This is a genomic window from Cytobacillus luteolus (assembly GCF_017873715.1).
Classification (GTDB): Bacteria; Bacillota; Bacilli; order Bacillales; family Bacillaceae_L; genus Bacillus_BV; species Bacillus_BV luteola.
In genome coordinates, this window is the sequence record NZ_JAGGKM010000003.1 from 381,447 (window position 1) to 397,953 (window position 16,507).

Annotated in this window: 16 protein-coding genes and 3 pseudogenes; 18 read left to right on the forward strand and 1 reads right to left on the reverse strand. The window is 37.9% G+C overall.

Features of this window, described 5'->3' with window-relative positions; genetic code table 11:
- Nucleotides 1-73 precede the first annotated feature (73 nt).
- On the reverse strand, nucleotides 74-1,102 hold the full coding sequence (locus J2Z26_RS10455; protein ID WP_227413837.1) for an alpha/beta hydrolase: 1,029 nt from the start codon (nucleotides 1,100-1,102) through the stop codon (nucleotides 74-76).
- 273 nt (nucleotides 1,103-1,375) lie between these two features.
- On the opposite strand from J2Z26_RS10455, the pseudogene J2Z26_RS10460 reads away from it, so the two are divergent.
- From J2Z26_RS10460 to J2Z26_RS10545, 18 genes and pseudogenes are all read left to right on the forward strand, one after another.
- A pseudogene (locus tag J2Z26_RS10460) lies at nucleotides 1,376-1,810 on the forward strand (lysine 2,3-aminomutase); the annotation flags it as partial.
- Nucleotides 1,811-2,092, forward strand: a pseudogene (locus tag J2Z26_RS10465) (YokU family protein).
- 312 nt (nucleotides 2,093-2,404) lie between these two features.
- The gene (locus J2Z26_RS10470; protein ID WP_193539240.1) at nucleotides 2,405-2,821 is read left to right on the forward strand and encodes a hypothetical protein; all 417 of its coding nucleotides are present in this window, start codon (nucleotides 2,405-2,407) and stop codon (nucleotides 2,819-2,821) included.
- A 227-nt stretch (nucleotides 2,822-3,048) separates the two neighbouring features.
- Nucleotides 3,049-3,813, forward strand: a complete 765-nt coding sequence (locus J2Z26_RS10475) for an erythromycin esterase family protein (RefSeq protein ID WP_193539239.1) — start codon at nucleotides 3,049-3,051, stop codon at nucleotides 3,811-3,813.
- Between the two features lie 24 nt (nucleotides 3,814-3,837).
- Entirely contained in the window at nucleotides 3,838-4,065 is a 228-nt protein-coding gene (locus J2Z26_RS10480) for a hypothetical protein (protein WP_193539237.1), read from the forward strand.
- Between the two features lie 184 nt (nucleotides 4,066-4,249).
- Entirely contained in the window at nucleotides 4,250-4,609 is a 360-nt protein-coding gene (locus tag J2Z26_RS10485; protein WP_193539235.1) for a hypothetical protein, read from the forward strand.
- Nucleotides 4,610-4,761: 152 nt separating this feature from the next.
- Nucleotides 4,762-4,995: pseudogene (locus J2Z26_RS10490) on the forward strand (lysine 2,3-aminomutase); the annotation flags it as partial.
- 162 nt (nucleotides 4,996-5,157) lie between these two features.
- Nucleotides 5,158-5,436 (forward strand): hypothetical protein, encoded by a 279-nt coding sequence (locus tag J2Z26_RS10495; RefSeq protein WP_193539233.1) that lies wholly within the window; start codon nucleotides 5,158-5,160, stop codon nucleotides 5,434-5,436.
- Nucleotides 5,437-5,444: 8 nt separating this feature from the next.
- Entirely contained in the window at nucleotides 5,445-5,786 is a 342-nt protein-coding gene (locus J2Z26_RS10500; protein ID WP_193539231.1) for a hypothetical protein, read from the forward strand.
- Nucleotides 5,783-6,301, forward strand: coding sequence for a hypothetical protein (locus J2Z26_RS10505; protein ID WP_227413835.1), 519 nt, complete (start codon nucleotides 5,783-5,785; stop codon nucleotides 6,299-6,301). The genes J2Z26_RS10500 and J2Z26_RS10505 overlap by 4 nt, the downstream gene beginning before the upstream one ends.
- Nucleotides 6,302-7,021: 720 nt before the next feature.
- The gene (locus J2Z26_RS10510) at nucleotides 7,022-8,569 is read left to right on the forward strand and encodes a phytoene desaturase family protein (RefSeq protein ID WP_227413834.1); all 1,548 of its coding nucleotides are present in this window, start codon (nucleotides 7,022-7,024) and stop codon (nucleotides 8,567-8,569) included.
- A complete protein-coding gene (locus J2Z26_RS10515; protein ID WP_193539229.1) occupies nucleotides 8,560-10,005 on the forward strand; it encodes a phytoene desaturase family protein in 1,446 nt (481 codons plus the stop codon). Before J2Z26_RS10510 ends, J2Z26_RS10515 begins: the two co-directional genes overlap by 10 nt.
- Nucleotides 10,002-10,865 (forward strand): phytoene/squalene synthase family protein, encoded by an 864-nt coding sequence (locus tag J2Z26_RS10520; RefSeq protein ID WP_193539227.1) that lies wholly within the window; start codon nucleotides 10,002-10,004, stop codon nucleotides 10,863-10,865. The genes J2Z26_RS10515 and J2Z26_RS10520 overlap by 4 nt, the downstream gene beginning before the upstream one ends.
- Before the next feature lie 41 nt (nucleotides 10,866-10,906).
- Nucleotides 10,907-11,947, forward strand: a complete 1,041-nt coding sequence (fni, locus tag J2Z26_RS10525) for a type 2 isopentenyl-diphosphate Delta-isomerase (protein ID WP_193539226.1) — start codon at nucleotides 10,907-10,909, stop codon at nucleotides 11,945-11,947.
- 126 nt (nucleotides 11,948-12,073) lie between these two features.
- Nucleotides 12,074-12,343: a MerR family transcriptional regulator gene (locus tag J2Z26_RS10530; RefSeq protein ID WP_193539224.1), complete on the forward strand. Its 270-nt coding sequence runs from the start codon at nucleotides 12,074-12,076 to the stop codon at nucleotides 12,341-12,343.
- A gap of 227 nt (nucleotides 12,344-12,570) precedes the next feature.
- Complete coding sequence (locus J2Z26_RS10535) at nucleotides 12,571-13,458, forward strand: alpha/beta hydrolase (RefSeq protein ID WP_193539222.1); 888 nt, start codon at nucleotides 12,571-12,573, stop codon at nucleotides 13,456-13,458.
- 144 nt (nucleotides 13,459-13,602) lie between these two features.
- Nucleotides 13,603-15,099 (forward strand): phytoene desaturase family protein, encoded by a 1,497-nt coding sequence (locus J2Z26_RS10540; RefSeq protein ID WP_193539220.1) that lies wholly within the window; start codon nucleotides 13,603-13,605, stop codon nucleotides 15,097-15,099.
- Nucleotides 15,092-16,489: an aldehyde dehydrogenase family protein gene (locus tag J2Z26_RS10545; protein WP_193539218.1), complete on the forward strand. Its 1,398-nt coding sequence runs from the start codon at nucleotides 15,092-15,094 to the stop codon at nucleotides 16,487-16,489. Before J2Z26_RS10540 ends, J2Z26_RS10545 begins: the two co-directional genes overlap by 8 nt.
- Nucleotides 16,490-16,507: the final 18 nt, after the last annotated feature.

The window sequence follows — 16,507 nt, forward strand, 5'->3', positions numbered from 1 at the left end:
AAATATATTCAAAAAAAAGTAATAGATTCCTCTATTACCTAAATCATATAAATATGAATATTCAGATTATTTATTACCATTTCTCACTTAAGAAACGTAAACATTCTGGCAAGTGTTTTCCCCAAGCTTTTTCATCATGTTCTTCATCCGCAAAAATATTTAAATGAATGCTATCAATTGGAACAGAGCCTTTTATCAGTTGTTTATAATACTTAAGCGAGCAATCGATATATGCCTGCTTCATATTCCCGTTCATCAATTGTCGATCGGTATCATCGCCTTCTTGAGTCCCAACTTGAATGTACACGCGTTGCTCAGGATCCAACTCTTCTCTAGCAATATAACTGTCAAAGGCTTTACTTGTTATCCAATTGGCTAAAGAAAAAATCCCTAAACCACCAATTTTATCTTTATACCTAATACCCATATAGGCCGAAATATTTCCTCCTAGTGAACTGCCAATCATCGCTGTATGGTATTTATCCGATTTAGTTCGGTAATGTTTATCGATAAAGGGCTTTACGACTTGCATGACAAACTCAGCAAACTCCATGCCTCTTCCGCCTAGTTCAATATCTTCGGGAAGTGGGCTTTCAGTAATTTTCCAAGGCGTATATTCATTAATTCGATCATGTTCACCGTTATCAATCCCAACAACAATCATCTTCGGTAAATCTGGGTTTAGTTTAATTGCATGAATAACTTTCCATGAATATCCACTATAAGCTTCACTACAGAAGAAAACATTCTGGCCATCATGCATATAGACGACCGGAAAGTTTTTAGTCAAATCTTTATCATAATTTTTCGGCAATAAAACACGTACGCGACGTTTAACATTTTTATAAGTCATATGTAATTGATGTGTTACTAATTCTAATGATTTTTCATGTTCTAATGTCCACAATAAATGATTTAAAGTGGTATCCACAATTTTAATTCTGGTCAGTTCTTTTTCTTTCTCTGATAATGTAACATGAATTTTCACACTTTCTTCATCTCTCATTTTTCCATCTATAATTCTTTCACAGTCGTCAATAGCTTCATAACGAACTCGGTTCATTAACACTTCACCAAAGAAATCCAGGTTATTTTTTGTCAATAAAATCGCCCCATTTCTAGTTTTTAATACAATAGGTTATGCATTCCTTAAACTATATTGAACAAAAATCGATAATCAATAGTATATTATGTTCACATTTCAAACTTGTAATTATTATGGTATTCACCGTTCCTTCTGATGAATAAATTGAAAAATGGGAAAAGACCCAATTAGAATTATGCCTAATGGATACTGCACTGCAACTGCAATTAAGATGATTTATATCATCTTAATTGCAGTTTTTTAGTGTTTCTCATACTTCCTTTAAAAAACGCAGTCCCGACCTTCGTGGTCGATGCACCTGGTGGGGGAGGTAAGATCTCGGTGCAGCCTAATTATATAATTTCGCAAAGTGCGGAAAAAGTAGTGTTACGGAATTTTGAAGGGGTAATAACATCCTATCTAGAGCCACAAAACTATGTAGCGGGTAGAGCGGAAGGTTACTTCAAGAGTGTATATCCTGAGAATGAGAAGTACAAATCCAATGTTGGAATATCAGCAGTTATGAATGATAGTAAATTTAATCTCGTCCCAGAAGGTCTGAAACATTTAGATAGAAGAAATAAGTACGAGGAAGATCCAAGCCACGCTTCACTTAAGGATAAACGTGAAAAGCTCGATGAACTTAAGGAGAAGAAATTCTTATCGGAGCAGCAAAAATCTACTGGTTATGGTGAACAAGATAAAGCACCAGCGGGGAATGAGTAGATGTCTTTGAACTGTGAGTGGTGTGGAGGCAAAGCAAGTAAATGAGATAACACAGTTTATTGGGAGCTAAATGATGGGTCAAGGGCAATTGAAATTACCATGACACCAGCTGTTGTGTGCAATGAATGTGAGATGGTGTATCAAAATGAGGACGTAATTAAGGAAATTGAGAATCAGTTGTTTTTAGTTGACACAAAAAAGATTGGTAGTTCGATAGGTTTTAAAGAACTTTTGGAATTACCTAGATTGTTGAAGAGGAATTATTTTGATTTTTCTTCTTAGAGTTATTTTTTTCTTGGCACTCAGTGATGGGTGCCTTAGGTATGTTAAAAATCTATCCCTGTTACTTAATTAAGTGCATATGGAATAAGAAATGTGCTTGCTTAGTAGACTTGATATTGCTTAACAATGATTGCCAAAACTGTGAAAAAAATGAAAAACAATTCATTATCTTCTGTTATGATTTTTGTAAGAAGATACGTGGCATTGGGAAGTCGTTCACTTAAACTACGAGCAGAATAGTTCAACAAGTGTTCCAAATTTTCCATCTTAAAGGTTTGTTAAGATATTCATTTAATTTAGGGGGAACTTCTTATGATCAAAAAAATGTTTTGTATGTTATTTTTAGGATATGTATTTGTTTTAATATTTGGAGGATGTGTATCATCTAACATATCCCCTTCATTAAAAGGTGGCTATCAAAGTGAAAATGTAAATGGATATTTTGTTCAAATGTCATTTCAACCAGATAATAATAGTTTTATGGAATACATTAATAACAGGGAAGTAGATAAAGGAACCTACGAAGATTTAAAAAATGGTGTATATAAAATTAATGGAGATATACAAGAATTTGAAATTACGTTAAATAACGATAACACCTTTGATATTATCGTAAAAAGACTAAATGATGGTAAACCAATTAAAATGAAGAATATCGATGACACTCCAGTACATTTTTCAACAAAATTTGATGATATAGAAGTATATAAATCTTTATTAGAAGATTAAGTACAACTTTTACATCACCTTCAGTAATGTGTTTGATACAAAGCTCTTACAATAAGGTCTCCCTTTATCTAAAAATGCTTGAAACTCGACTACCGTTATAATAAGACCATATAAAAATAGGTCAACCAGAAAATACTGGCTAACCTTATATTACGAACGGGTTCTTTTGCACAACAGAATATATTACGAACGAGCATTGATCATAGTTACGCAGCCTGGTTGAAAAGATGGCTGAATTAGCTGCTGGAGCAGAAGACGATTATGCGAAAATTAATTTCAGAAGCAATGAGCTAGAAAAGAAATCCTTGGTTGAAAAATACAATAAAGTAGTAGCATTTTTGCAAGAAAATGCTGTAAATCTGGACGAGACATACCCGAATAAAAATGTTGTAGAGGAAAATATCGATATTATAAATGAGAGAATTCATATTATAGAAAACGTCCATACCCTTGATTACTTAGAAACAACAAACATAGATAATTTTAATGATTACCATAAGGAATTTTCAATAAGAGATAAGTACATGGCTGAACGGTTAGACTTTCTTGTTAATGAAAAGTTTAAGGATAAAAAAATAATTCTATGGTTTGCAAATATGCACTTAATGAAAAATACAAACAATCTAGTTATGATTGATGAAGGGCTTAAAGACATGTTTGAGCCGATGCCTCTAACAATGGGTTCAATTATGAGTGAATCAATCAAAAAAGAAACATATACGATTGGTTTGTATATGGGGGAAGGGGAAACAGGGTTAAGTACCAGTTTGGAAACCATCCAGTTGCCGGTAAAAGATAAGGAAGACGATTTAGAGTGGATATTGAAACAAAATAGCAGTGATTATGTTTTTCTTGATTTGAAAGAATGGAATCATGATGAAAAGCTTTATACAGCGTATTATTGGGGGATATACCCATATCAGTTAATGCCTAAGGAACAATACGATGGTCTAATGTTTATCAAGAATGTATCCCCTAGAACTCTAAAATAGTAACCATTGAAAGGGAGTGATAAAATGTTGCGTTTTACATTAATTACAACTGCCATTGTGATTTTTCAGCTAATAATATTTTATTACTTATCTCCTATGTTTAACCTAAAATACTATGATGCAGTTTTTCTGTTTGGTACACTGACGACTGCATTGTCTATTTTTTCTCTAGTAAAGGTGACATGTATGAAAAAAGAACAAATCATAGTGCATTTATTGCTATTGGGCGAACAATGGGCTATGAAAATATGAAGACGGATGAATTTGGTATTCATTTAAACCCATTATTGTTAGGCTCCGTGGTTGTTACTTTGGGAGGAGCTATTGTTTCCTTGGTGGTATTTTTGGTTTAAGATCACCTGACGTTTAAGGCTTAGTGCCTATTGCATTAACGAAGCGAGTGTTGTAGAAAGAAGTTTTAAAAGGGGTGGTAATTGTGAAAGGTAATCTGGTTCTCTTCTTAACGGCAATTATCATTTTCAGCTTATTAGTTGGATGTGCTACTGATAATGGCGACGAAAAAATGTATTCAGTTTTAGTAGTGCAAAATGGAGATGATAATACGGATGAAATTATTACAGATGCAATAGATGTATCGACAGGAAGATTTCACGAAATAAAATTCCTTATGAGTTTAGAAGATGCTCAAAAAACATATCCAGAATATGAGATAGAAAAAGCCCCGGCAGTATTGATTTTTGAAACGGGTGGTGCAGTCCTAACGATGTTAGAGTTTAAAACTTATAACCTAGAAGAAGCAGTGACGAAATTAAAGCAACTTTCAAATTATGAATGACTTTTACGAACGGGTGCTTTCGTTCAACAAGCCTGTCTAAAATGTCCTGATCTATGCACAGTACAAATATACTGAGCATATGACCGATTTTAATTGAGATTACTTTTGATAAGTGAACTTAGAGTATTCATACTTACTTTAAAAAACGCAGTCCTACCTTCGTGGTCGACGCACCTGGTGGGGGTGGTATGATTGCGGTCCAGCCAAACTATATAATTTCACAAAGTGTAGAAAAAGTAGTGTTGCGGAATTTTGAAGGGGTAATAACATCCTATCCAGAGCCACAAAACTATGTAGTGGGTAGAGCGGAAGGATACTTCAAAAATGTGTATCCTGATTATGAAAAATATAAATCTAATGTTGGGATTTCTGCGGTTATGAACGATATCCTTTGTTATGTGGAAAGTCTATACTTGAATGCAATTATTGTTAACTACTTCACTTAAACTATAGAGCAGGATTGTTCAAAAACTCCTTGCAGTTGAGAAACTTTCTTAGTGTTTATTCGTATAGTAATTTGAATAATGAATAATGGGGGGTATAGCAGTTTGGAAACAAATCCACAAACGTCTCGAAATATTGAAATAGTTACAAAAAAGGAAATTACTATAAGAAAAGTGTTAAATATATATGGGGTTTTCGCTGCTCTTACATTAATATTATCAACTTTTACGACTGCTATTTCTATAAATGAAAATATGCAATTTTTTTATAATGAAGATTTAATAATGGGAAAGAAAAAGATAAATGAGTACTTATTATTTATTTTCGGTTCATCAATTCTTTACTTTTCATCAGTGAATCTTTATTACAAATATATAAAGTGATAGAGGTTATGCGAACGGGTATCGTTAGTGGAAGAACAGAAGCGACTGCTATGGTGCTAACAGGGAGAATAATAAAATATGTGCGCTCTTTGGGGGATATAACGAATTACATTATTTTACAAATATTTAATGTTATGATTGAAATAGATAAAGACATCTTTGAAAATGCGATAATTATTGATACAGGTGAGACTCGTTTCTTCTTTTTAAAATCAGAAGCACCAACGTTATTACCTATTAACGTTAAAGGGAGTTCTGAATCTGGCGATTTTATATTCTATACTAAAAGATTAGATGTTGAAGTAACGGGTAGCTTTCAGGTAGTAGATAAGAGGAGGGGAAACGGATGAAGAAAAGTTCAATTGTTTTATTGTTCCTTTTGTGCTTTAACATGGGTTGTACTATGTGGGGTTATGAAACTCTAGAAGAAGCAGTGCAAAGCCAATGGGATTCCCATATTAAAGTAGTCAATCAAGATGAAGAGAAAAAAATTGTCTATTACCTAGATCAAAATCAACATGTTGTTGGAGTTTATGAATATAAAAATGAGAAGTATTTTTATAACAATGAACAAAGTAAGGGGATGCGCTTCTCTTCTGAAAAAGGTTTGCCCTTTTATATAGCTTATGATCACTTTGAAGGTTCAGGGGATATAGTTTACGGTGCAATTTCATCTGATAATCATGTAGTTGACAATTTCGTTATTCAGTATAAAAATGGAGAAACGCAGAAAATTAATGCCAAAAATAATACCTTTATAACGGTCCTACCTGAGCATGTAAATAAAGAACGGTTTATGAGTGAAGTTAAAGAAGTCTATGGATATGATAAACAAGGTAATGTGATAGAGACTTGGTACGATTAGTTAATGAACGGATGCATTTCTTGAATATAGTGAAATGAATATTGCCCGTTATTATTTAATAATTGAAGCAATTATGTCGGGAGCTAGATTTTAACATGACATGAAAACTGAATTGGTGTCTGTAGTTATTGATTTCTCATGGGTATATATAGTTCCAAATATATAAGTGCTATAATAAAAGAAACTATTCATGAGCAAAACCTTTCAGTTTATTCTCTAATAAATCTATATGTTCTTGTCTTTCAGTAAGGATTATAGAATTTCTTCACTAAAGAAGGAACAACAAAATTTGCTTGAAGCTTTACAAATGCTTTTTCTCCAGTAGTAGAGGAAAAGAAAGAGCTACAAGCAAATGAATCTCATACATTGCTTGAGGAAGAAACCTAAAGATCACCTGACACTTATGTGCAGGTGATTTTTTGTTTTTTCTAGAACATAACAACTCCTTTTCAAGTCTCTGTCCCTCTGTTTTTTTATTGGGAGAAAGTCCCTGTCCCCTTTGAGTTGCCCTTGTATCGAAGAGTATCTCAGCAGTTGAAACAGATTAGAAGAGGGTTGTACAAAGTTCAAAGTTCTATTCAAAGTTCGTAGAAATATGTTGTTATAAGTGGATTATTTTCAAAATAAAAAATATTTGTCAAATGTTAAGAAGAAAACATTATACAAACATTATACAAATGTGTATAATGTTTGTATAATAATGATGGAGGATTGATTAATTTGACAAAGAGGAAAAAGGTCGCAGTGATTGGTGCAGGTCCTGGTGGGCTAGCTATTTCTATGCTTCTTTCCGCACAGGGCTATGAAGTAAATGTGTATGAAAAGCAATCAATCATTGGCGGCAGGACGTCAAAACTCACGCTAGGTGATTACACCTTTGATTTAGGTCCCACTTTCTTTATGATGCCTTCCATCCTTGAAGAATTATTTCAGATGAGTGGACGTCGTTTACAGGATTATATGGAACTACAGGAAATTGATCCGTTATATACATTGAAATTTGGAGAATTGACCTTTTCTCCATCGAGAAATAAGGAAAAGATGATAGCAGAAATGGAAGAAAAGTTCCCAGGTAGCTTCTCTGGTTATGAGAAATTTATGAGGGTAGAAGGGGAGAAGTTTGACCGCGTCACCCCATTACTTCAGCAGCCCTTTACGAAGCTGACTGATTTTATCACAAGAAATATGGTTAGAGCATTACCTAAGTTAAATGCGCTTGATACAGTGTATAACCGTTTATCTACATATTTTAAAGACGAACGACTTAAATGGGCGTTTTCCTTCCAGGCCAAATATTTGGGGATGTCCCCTTGGGAATGTCCTGGCACCTTTACCATTCTTTCCTACCTTGAGCATCGGTACGGGCTTTTCCACCCAATTGGTGGAGTAAATCAGCTGTGTAAAGCAATGGCTACTGTTATCGAAGAATATGGTGGAAAGATTTATACAGAAACCGGTGTACAAAGAGTGCTAGTTGAAAGAGGAAGAGCTGTAGGAGTTAGGTTAGAAAATGGAGAAACCGTGATTAGTGATGACGTTATAATAAATGCTGATTTTGGTCATGCAGTTACGACACTTTTTGATCAATCAGATTTGAAGAAATATCGAAAGGAAAATGTAGAAAAAAAGAAGCTATCCTGTTCTACATTTATGCTGTACTTAGGCGTGAACAAACCGCTAAATCTTCCACATCATATGATTGTATTTGCAGATGATTATAAGAAAAACGTTGAAGACATGACGAAAACGATGAAATTATCGGAGAATCCGTCCATTTATGTTCACAATCCATCTAAATCTGATCCAACCCTGGCTCCAAAAGGGAAATCATCTCTTTACGTATTAATGCCAGTGCCGAATTTAACGGCTGAAATTGATTGGAACGTTGAAAAAGAGAAGGTACGAGAGCAAATGCTATCAATCTTGGAGCAAGAGCCAGAACTACAAGATATTCGTTCTCATATTGAAGTTGAAAAAGTAATCTCTCCTCTTGAATGGCAAAACGAGGTGTATGTATACAAGGGAGCGACGTTTAATATGGCACACAGCCTCGATCAAATGATGTATTTCCGACCCCATAATCAATTTGAAGATGTTAGGCATTGTTTTTTAGTTGGAGGAGGAACCCACCCCGGTAGCGGTTTGCCAACTATTTTTGAATCAGCGCGAATTAGTGCAAACCTAGTAAACAAGCAATATGGAATGAAAGAAGTCTACTTCACACAAGTTGAGGGGTTACAAAAAGAGGAGACACCATTATGGAAATAGGAATTGTAGGAGCAGGAGTGGGTGGACTTGTAACGGCACTATTGCTTGCTAAACAAGGAAACTCTGTCACCATTTTTGAAAAGGAAGCTTTCTTGGGAGGTAGACTAACGTCTCAAGGAAATGAACGGTATCGAATTGATCAAGGACCAACCATTGTCCTTTTGCCAGATTTATTGAAGGAAATCCTTCAGGAGGCTGGGATACCAGAAGACGAATTGGAGCTCATTCCATGTGACCCACTTTACGATATTCATTTTAATGATGGAACTACTTATACCAAGTTTAGGGATCTGCCTACCCAACTAGCCGAAATAGAGCGACTGTTCCCAGGGGAGTCCGACCACTTTCTTCGTTATCTCTCTGACATGTCTCGTGTCTATCGTCTAGGAATGAAAGCCTTTCTAAGCAAGACCTTTAAAAGAAAACGAGAATTTCTTACCTTTGAAAATATGAAGCTATTAGTTGATTCAAAGGCCTATAAAGACCTGAAAAGTTTCAATGCTTCCTACTTTTCACAATCAAAGCTTCAAGAGGCATATTCCTTACAATCTCTATACATTGGCGGTTCTCCCCTAGAGGTACCAGGACTGTATGGATTAGTCGCCTATAGTGAGCATGCTTTTGGTATTTGGTATTTAAAGGGCGGTTATTACAGTCTAATACCAGTGTTAGAGAGAGCCTGCAAACGAATGGGAATCACGATTCATGTCGAAGCAAAGGTAGAGCGCCTTCAGATTGAACAGAAAGTGTGCAAAGGGTTAGTTGTGAACAAAGAGGATTACCGCTTTGACGCAGTCGTTTTCAATGGTGATTTCCCCAATTTATATCCAATGATTAATACGCGTGAACGGAAGAAAACCTATAAACCTTCATCAGGCTGTGTTCTAGTTTATCTAGGAGTCGAGAGACGGTTTTCATCGATGAAAGCTCATCAATTTTACTTACCTGAACATTTTGAAAAGAACATGGAGCAAGTATTTAAAACAAAACAGCTGCCTGATGATCCTTCCTTTTATATCTTTAATCCTGTGGTCTTAGATGAAAAGGCAGCACCTCCTGGAGAAAGTGTTCTTTACTTTCTCATTCCGGTACCTTCTGGAGATGACATTGATTGGGAAACGGAAGCACCTGCTCTTGTCGAAAAGGTGATGCAAAAGGCTGAAAAGAGACATTTTAGCGGGTTACGAGAATCGATCAGGTGGATGGAGATTCGTACGCCAAACGATGCCATAAAAGATGGTCTGTTTCAAGGCGGAAGCTTTGGTATTGCGCCGACTCTTTTTCAGTCAGGAGGATTTAGACCTCAACTATCTCCATACAACATTGAACGACTGTATAGTGTGGGTGCCTCTGTTCACCCTGGAGGTGGGGTTCCAATTGTGCTACAAGGGGCACGTATTTTAAGCGAATTAATTAAAAAGGAGCTGGGTGCATGATTCAATCTAACCTGATACTAGAGTGTGAAAAAATGATGAAGAAAGGCTCTGCTAGTTTTTACGAGGCTTTTCGTTTTCTTCCTTCTCCAAGAAAAGAAGCAGTGTTTGTCATTTACGCATTTTGTAGATTAATAGATGACTCTATTGACGAGCCTGAAAATTCACCTTTTACACTCGAAGAACTAGAAAATCAGTTTAAACATATTGAGAAAGCAGAGGGACACTTTATTTGGCCTTCTTTAAGGTGGCTGTTTGACAACTTTCCTATTGATAAAGAGCCATTTTTAAAGCAAATATCGGGTCAACAAATGGACTTATCGTTAACACACTATCAATCAATGAATCAATTAGAAGTTTATTGTGAAAAAGTAGCTGGCTCTGTTGGAGAAATGCTTCTACCCGTTCTTCATGACTCGCCGACAGTAGATGTGCAAAAGGCAGGAATTCAGCTCGGGAAAGCAATGCAGATTGTAAACATTATTAGGGATGTCGGAGAGGACTTAAATAGAGGCCGCCGATATATTCCGGATGAATGGATGGCTAGATATCAATATACCCATACTGAATTTGAAGAGATGACGGTCAATTTTAGGTTTAAGAAAATGATCAATGGACTGATGGACCTTGCGTGGAGTTGGTTTGAAAAAGGATTGACAGACATTGAATCCTACCCAACTGAAAGTGCTTTTTCAATTAAACTGGCATCCAACTATTATGCTGCCATTATGGAAGCTGTCAAGCTAAATGAATATCAAGTTTATACAAAACGAGCTGTCGTGAGTGATAAAAAGAAAAAAGCAATCTATTTAACGACGCTACAAAGTGCTTTAGAGGGTGATGTCCAATCGATTGAAGCTTAATTATTTGATTTATTCAATCATAGTGAGAAGGAGGGAAATCATTGAATCAACGTGATGATGTGAACAAAAGAAAAGCAGATCATATCCAAATTTGTCTTAATGACGATGTGAACGGGATAGGAATTACAACAGGCTTCGAGCAATTTTCATTTATCCATCAAGCTCTTCCTGATTTGGATTTTACAGAAATTAACGTCGAGACCTTTTTTCTTGAAAAGAAAGTGGCTACTCCATTTCTAATTAGCTCGATGACCGGAGGAACCGAAAAGGCGATGACAATTAACCAAAACCTCGCCATCGCAGCAGAAGAAAAAGGGTGGTCATTTGGCGTAGGATCTGGAAGAGCTGCAGTCGAAGATCCTGAAAGAGCCTATACCTTTCGAATACGAAAGTACGCACCCAGCATTCCGATTATTGCGAATGTGGGGGCTGTGCAACTTAATTATGGCTTCGGTGTTGATGAATGCAAAAAAATTGTAGATTTAGTGGAGGCTGATGCGTTAGTTCTACATTTAAACAGTCTGCAGGAATTAATTCAGCCTGAAGGAAATACAAACTTCCGTGGGTTATTTCAAAAAATTGAAGAGCTATGTAAATCCTTCCACCTTCCAATCGGTGTGAAAGAGGTAGGGTGGGGAATAAATAGTGAATTGGCTGGGCGATTATTTGATGTGGGCATTTCATTTATAGATGTGGCTGGTGCAGGTGGAACGAACTGGAGTCAGGTCGAAAAACTTCGCTCCACCGATCCGTTAAAACGAGCTGTAGCTGATGCGATTAGTGGCTTAGGTATTCCAACGTCGGAGTGTCTTCTGGATATAAAGCAAAATGAAGGTACCGGTACGCTCATTGCTAGTGGCGGGCTGGGCAATGGAGTAGAGGCTGCAAAGGCTATTGCGCTAGGTGCTGATCTTGCTGGCTTTGGCAGGTCTATTCTTGCAGAAGCCGTAACGTCGGAAAAGGCGTTAATCGAGCGTTTTACTCAAACAGAGTTCGAATTAAAGGCTGCGATGTTTAGCATTGGAGCTGCTTCCATAAACGAGTTGAAGAACACTTCATACATAAAGCGAGTGAGATACTAGTTTTAAAAGACCTCTTTCGAGAAGTTTGATGGTGTTTAGAAGAAGATAGATGTCCGGTGCACCGAAAGGGATGGTTTATAGAATTAAAATATCCTTTCCCATGCTCTAAAGAAAGGTATGTTAACCATGAAGATAGAAAAACCTTTATATTTCATTAAGCAAGTTTCTGAAATAACAGGTTTGTCCAAGCTCGTCATTCGAAAATGGGAGGAACGGTATCAAATTGTCATTCCAAAAAGACTTGACAATGGATACAGAGTCTATACAGAAGCTGATGTAACCAAAATTCTTTCAGTAAAAGATTTAACCGACCAAGGTTACTCGGTGAAGCAGGCTGCCTTTTTCATTGACAAGATTGAAACAAAACCAGAACCAACACCGGTAATTCCTGATTGACAAACGAAGTCTCAATTGGAGGAGAATCAGGAAGATACGCGAGTATGGCGCCTATTCATATGTTAGAAATAAAATGATTTTTTGGTCGGGCAGATCATATAATCTATCAAAAAACAATGGAGAGAGTGCCATCATTACCATTTTTGCTTCCTGGAAAATAGTAGTGATCTTTGGAGTATAAATGTGTTTCATTAAAGTTAAAATGGTAAAAAAGTGAGGTTACACTAATGTTCACTGTTATGATCGCAAGATTACTTCGTCTCCTACCTAATCAAGCAAAAAAGACACCTATGATTCCCTTACAGAAAGTGAAAATGAAAAAAGATGTGCAAGTTGAGACATCTGTAAAACCTACTAACATTTCCTTGTACTATCCCTTGGAAGCAAGACAGAACAAGTTCCCTGTCTATATTAATTTTCATGGTGGAGCGTTCATCATGCATGAAAAGGAGATGGATGATCCTTATTGCCGCTACCTGGCCAATCAGGCAGAATGTGTAGTTGTTAATGTCGATTATGCGAAAGCACCAGAGTACCCTTTTCCTAAGCCGATTGAACAGGGTTATGAAATTCTTCAATGGATAAAGAGAAGAGCCGATGATTTGAATATTGATGCGGAAAAAATGATGGTTGGCGGACAAAGTTCAGGGGCAAATATAGCAGCAGCCCTCTGTCTATACATAGAAGAGAAAGGGGAAAAACAGCCGCTGCTCCAAGTGCTATCCTGCCCGATGCTGGACTTTGCCACCCCGCATGCAGAAAAACCGGAACCGGATAAGTGGCGTGCCCGATATCCTCAAGTAGCACATTTCTTAAACATGTGCTACATACCAGACAAAGGACAAGCGGAGCATCCTCTCGCTTCCCCTGTTCGTGCTGTGGTGAATGGCCGCTTAGCTTCTGCCCTTATTCTCATAGCGGAGTACGATGCTTTCAGGCCGGAAGCCGAATGCTATTCTGAGAAATTAAAAGCATCTGGGGTAAACGTTCAAGAAGAGATATTTATAGATTGTAAACATGCTTTTACCCATCTAGGCCCAAAAGAAAGAGCAGAAGAGGCTTGGAAGCTTGTCGCATGGAAAATCAGGGCAACGGCCGAATCCTATGGAAATTGAAATACCTCTTCCGTTATACCTCTACATTCAAGTTTTTAAACGGGTAAAGTGATTGTAAGATTCCAGACTTATAGCAGTAGAAAAATAGAATACAAAGCCAATCGACGATTTATGATGATTTGCGAGAAGGAGATGTAATAACAGTTGAAAAATAAAAACGTACTAGTTATCGGAGGCGGACTCGGTGGACTGTCGGCTGCGATTTCACTTGCGCAGGCCGGATACGATGTCTCCTTATATGAAAAAAATGAACATATTGGAGGAAAGCTGAACCGCCTCGAACAGGATGGTTTCGGTTTTGATTTGGGCCCATCCATACTTACGATGCCCCAGATCTTTGAAAAATTGTTTTCTGCCAGTGGGAAATCCATGAAGGACTACGTTCCGATTGAAAAGCTGGACCATCAATGGCGCTCCTTTTTCCCTGATGGAAATATCATAGACTTATATGAAGATTTGAAGGAAATGCAAGAGAAGAACCCAACCCTGAGTGAAAAGGATATGCGTGAATATCAGGATCTGCTTCACTATTCAAAAAGACTTTATGATATGACGGATCAAACCTATTTTAAGCATGGCGTTGATAAGACGAGAGAAATCATGAAACATACGGGCCTATTCACTGCTTTAAAGAACTTTGATCTGTTTTCTACAGTTCATGGAGCCATTGATAAACGGATAAGTAATGATCAGTTCCGCGATATGCTTTCGTATTTTATCAAGTATGTGGGTTCGTCCCCTTACGATGCACCAGCGGTCTTGAACATGATGATCTACATGCAGCATGACCAAGGTGTATGGTATGTGCCCGGCGGTTTGCATAAACTGGCGGACGGCCTAGTGAAGCTGGCTAATGATGTGGGTGTTCGCTTCCACCTGGGCAGGAAGATTGTCAAGCTTGAAAAAAAGAACGGCGAAATCACGGGTGCCGTTTTGGAGGATGGTACAAAGCTAACAGCAGATTATTATGTTTCCAATATGGAAGTCATACCGGTTTATGAACGATTACTGGAGGAAGACAGCCATTATGTGAATAAATTAAAGAAGAAATTCGAACCGGCCAGCTCCGGTCTTGTCATGCATTTGGGCGTGAAAAAGAGCTATCCGCAGCTGCGCCATCATAATTTCTTTTTCGCAGAAAATATGAAGCAGCAAATGCAATCCATCTTCCATCGTCATGAACTGCCGGAAGATCCGGTCATTTATTTGGTCAACGTCAATAAAACAGATCCGGCGCAGGCTCCTGCAGGACATGAAAATATAAAGGTACTGCCCCATATTCCTTATATTCGTGATCAGAAACCTTTCACGCAGCAGGACTATGAACAATTCGCTGAGCGGGTTCTGATCAAATTAGAAAAAATGGGTTTAGACGATTTGCGAGATCATATCGTTACAAAGGATTTATGGACACCGGAGGATATTAGGCGGATGTATGGCTCTGACCGGGGTGCAATTTATGGAACAGTGTCAGACCGCAAGAAAAATAAAGGATTCAAGCATCCGAAACAAAGTGAACGCTATGGCAATCTATTTTTTGTCGGTGGAACCGTAAACCCCGGCGGCGGAATGCCGATGGTTACCTTAAGCGGTCAGCTTGTAAGCGAGAAAATAGTTCAGAGGGATTCAGCCCATGCCTGACAATGATTTTCATTTTCTGAAGACATTACCGACAAGGCAGAGGGAGGAACTGTTGTCAACGGGGAGGCCTTCGGTTGAAGAAGTTAAAAAACAACTACTGAAGCTGAAATCCATTCTGTTGGAGCACGAAGCAGCCTTTACCTGGGCCCTTCATTCAGATTTAGGAAAACCGGCATTCGAATCCTTTTCATCTGAAATCGCCGTTTTATTGAATGAAATCGAGTATGTATGCAAGCATATAGCAAAATGGAACCGACCTGTACGGTCCCGGCACCTTAAATTGGGATATGTGGAAGCTATCCAAAGAATGAGGCATCCATATGGGAGTGTACTCATCATCGGTTCGTGGAATTACCCGGTCCAGCTTACCTTGATGCCTGCCATTGGTGCAATTGCCTGCGGAAACCGCTGCGTGATTAAACCATCTGAACATGCACCCGCAACAGCTGAACTGTTAAAAGAAATCATCAATCGCGCATTTCCTCCCGAACGATTACACGTTGTGACAGGAAATGCACAAACCGCGAGCCTGTTGACTTCAGCCCCTTTTGACCTAATTTTTTTTACAGGCAGCGGAAAGACTGGGAAAGCTGTGGCAGAGCAGGCAGCTAAACAGCTCACACCGGTGATACTCGAACTAGGTGGTAAAAACCCATGTATTATGGATGAAACAGGCTATTCAAAAACCGCCATTAGAGAAATTGTCTGGGGTAAATTCCTTAATGCTGGGCAAACCTGTATTGCACCGGATACACTTTTTGTCCATCATTCCATTTATGAAAAAGCACTGAATGAAATTTCTACTTCGGTTTCAGCTTTTTACGGAGAACAGCCTCAGGCAAGCAGGGATTATGGCAGGATCTGTACAATTGCACATTTTCAAAAGATGGTTGAGTTTATCGGGCAGGGAATTGTCCGGCATGGAGGTGTGCATGATCGAAACGATCGGTTCATCGCCCCGACCGTGGTAACGGATATCAAACCAGAAAGTCCGATTCTGCAGGAAGAAATTTTCGGTCCGGTTCTTCCTGTCATTCCCTATACAGACTTAAAAACGTTATTATCCAGTGGCAGCCTTCAGCGCGATACACTTACGGGTTATATATTTAGTAAAAACAAGAATCAAATTCAACTGTTCAAGGAACATATGCGTTCACCAACCATCAGTGTCAATCAAGTGATACATCATGCCGCGAGCCCCCATATCGCATTTGGAGGGGTTGGAAGAAGTGGATACGGTGCTTATCATGGCAAAGCTGGTTTTCTAGCTTTTAGTTATGAAAAAACAGATTACAAAACGTATCATTACCTGCGTTTTCAAGGTAAATTCCCGCCGTATTCCGACCAAAATATGAAAGCATTGAAAAAATTAAGAAAGTGGCTGCTTTAATAGGATTATTGTACACTG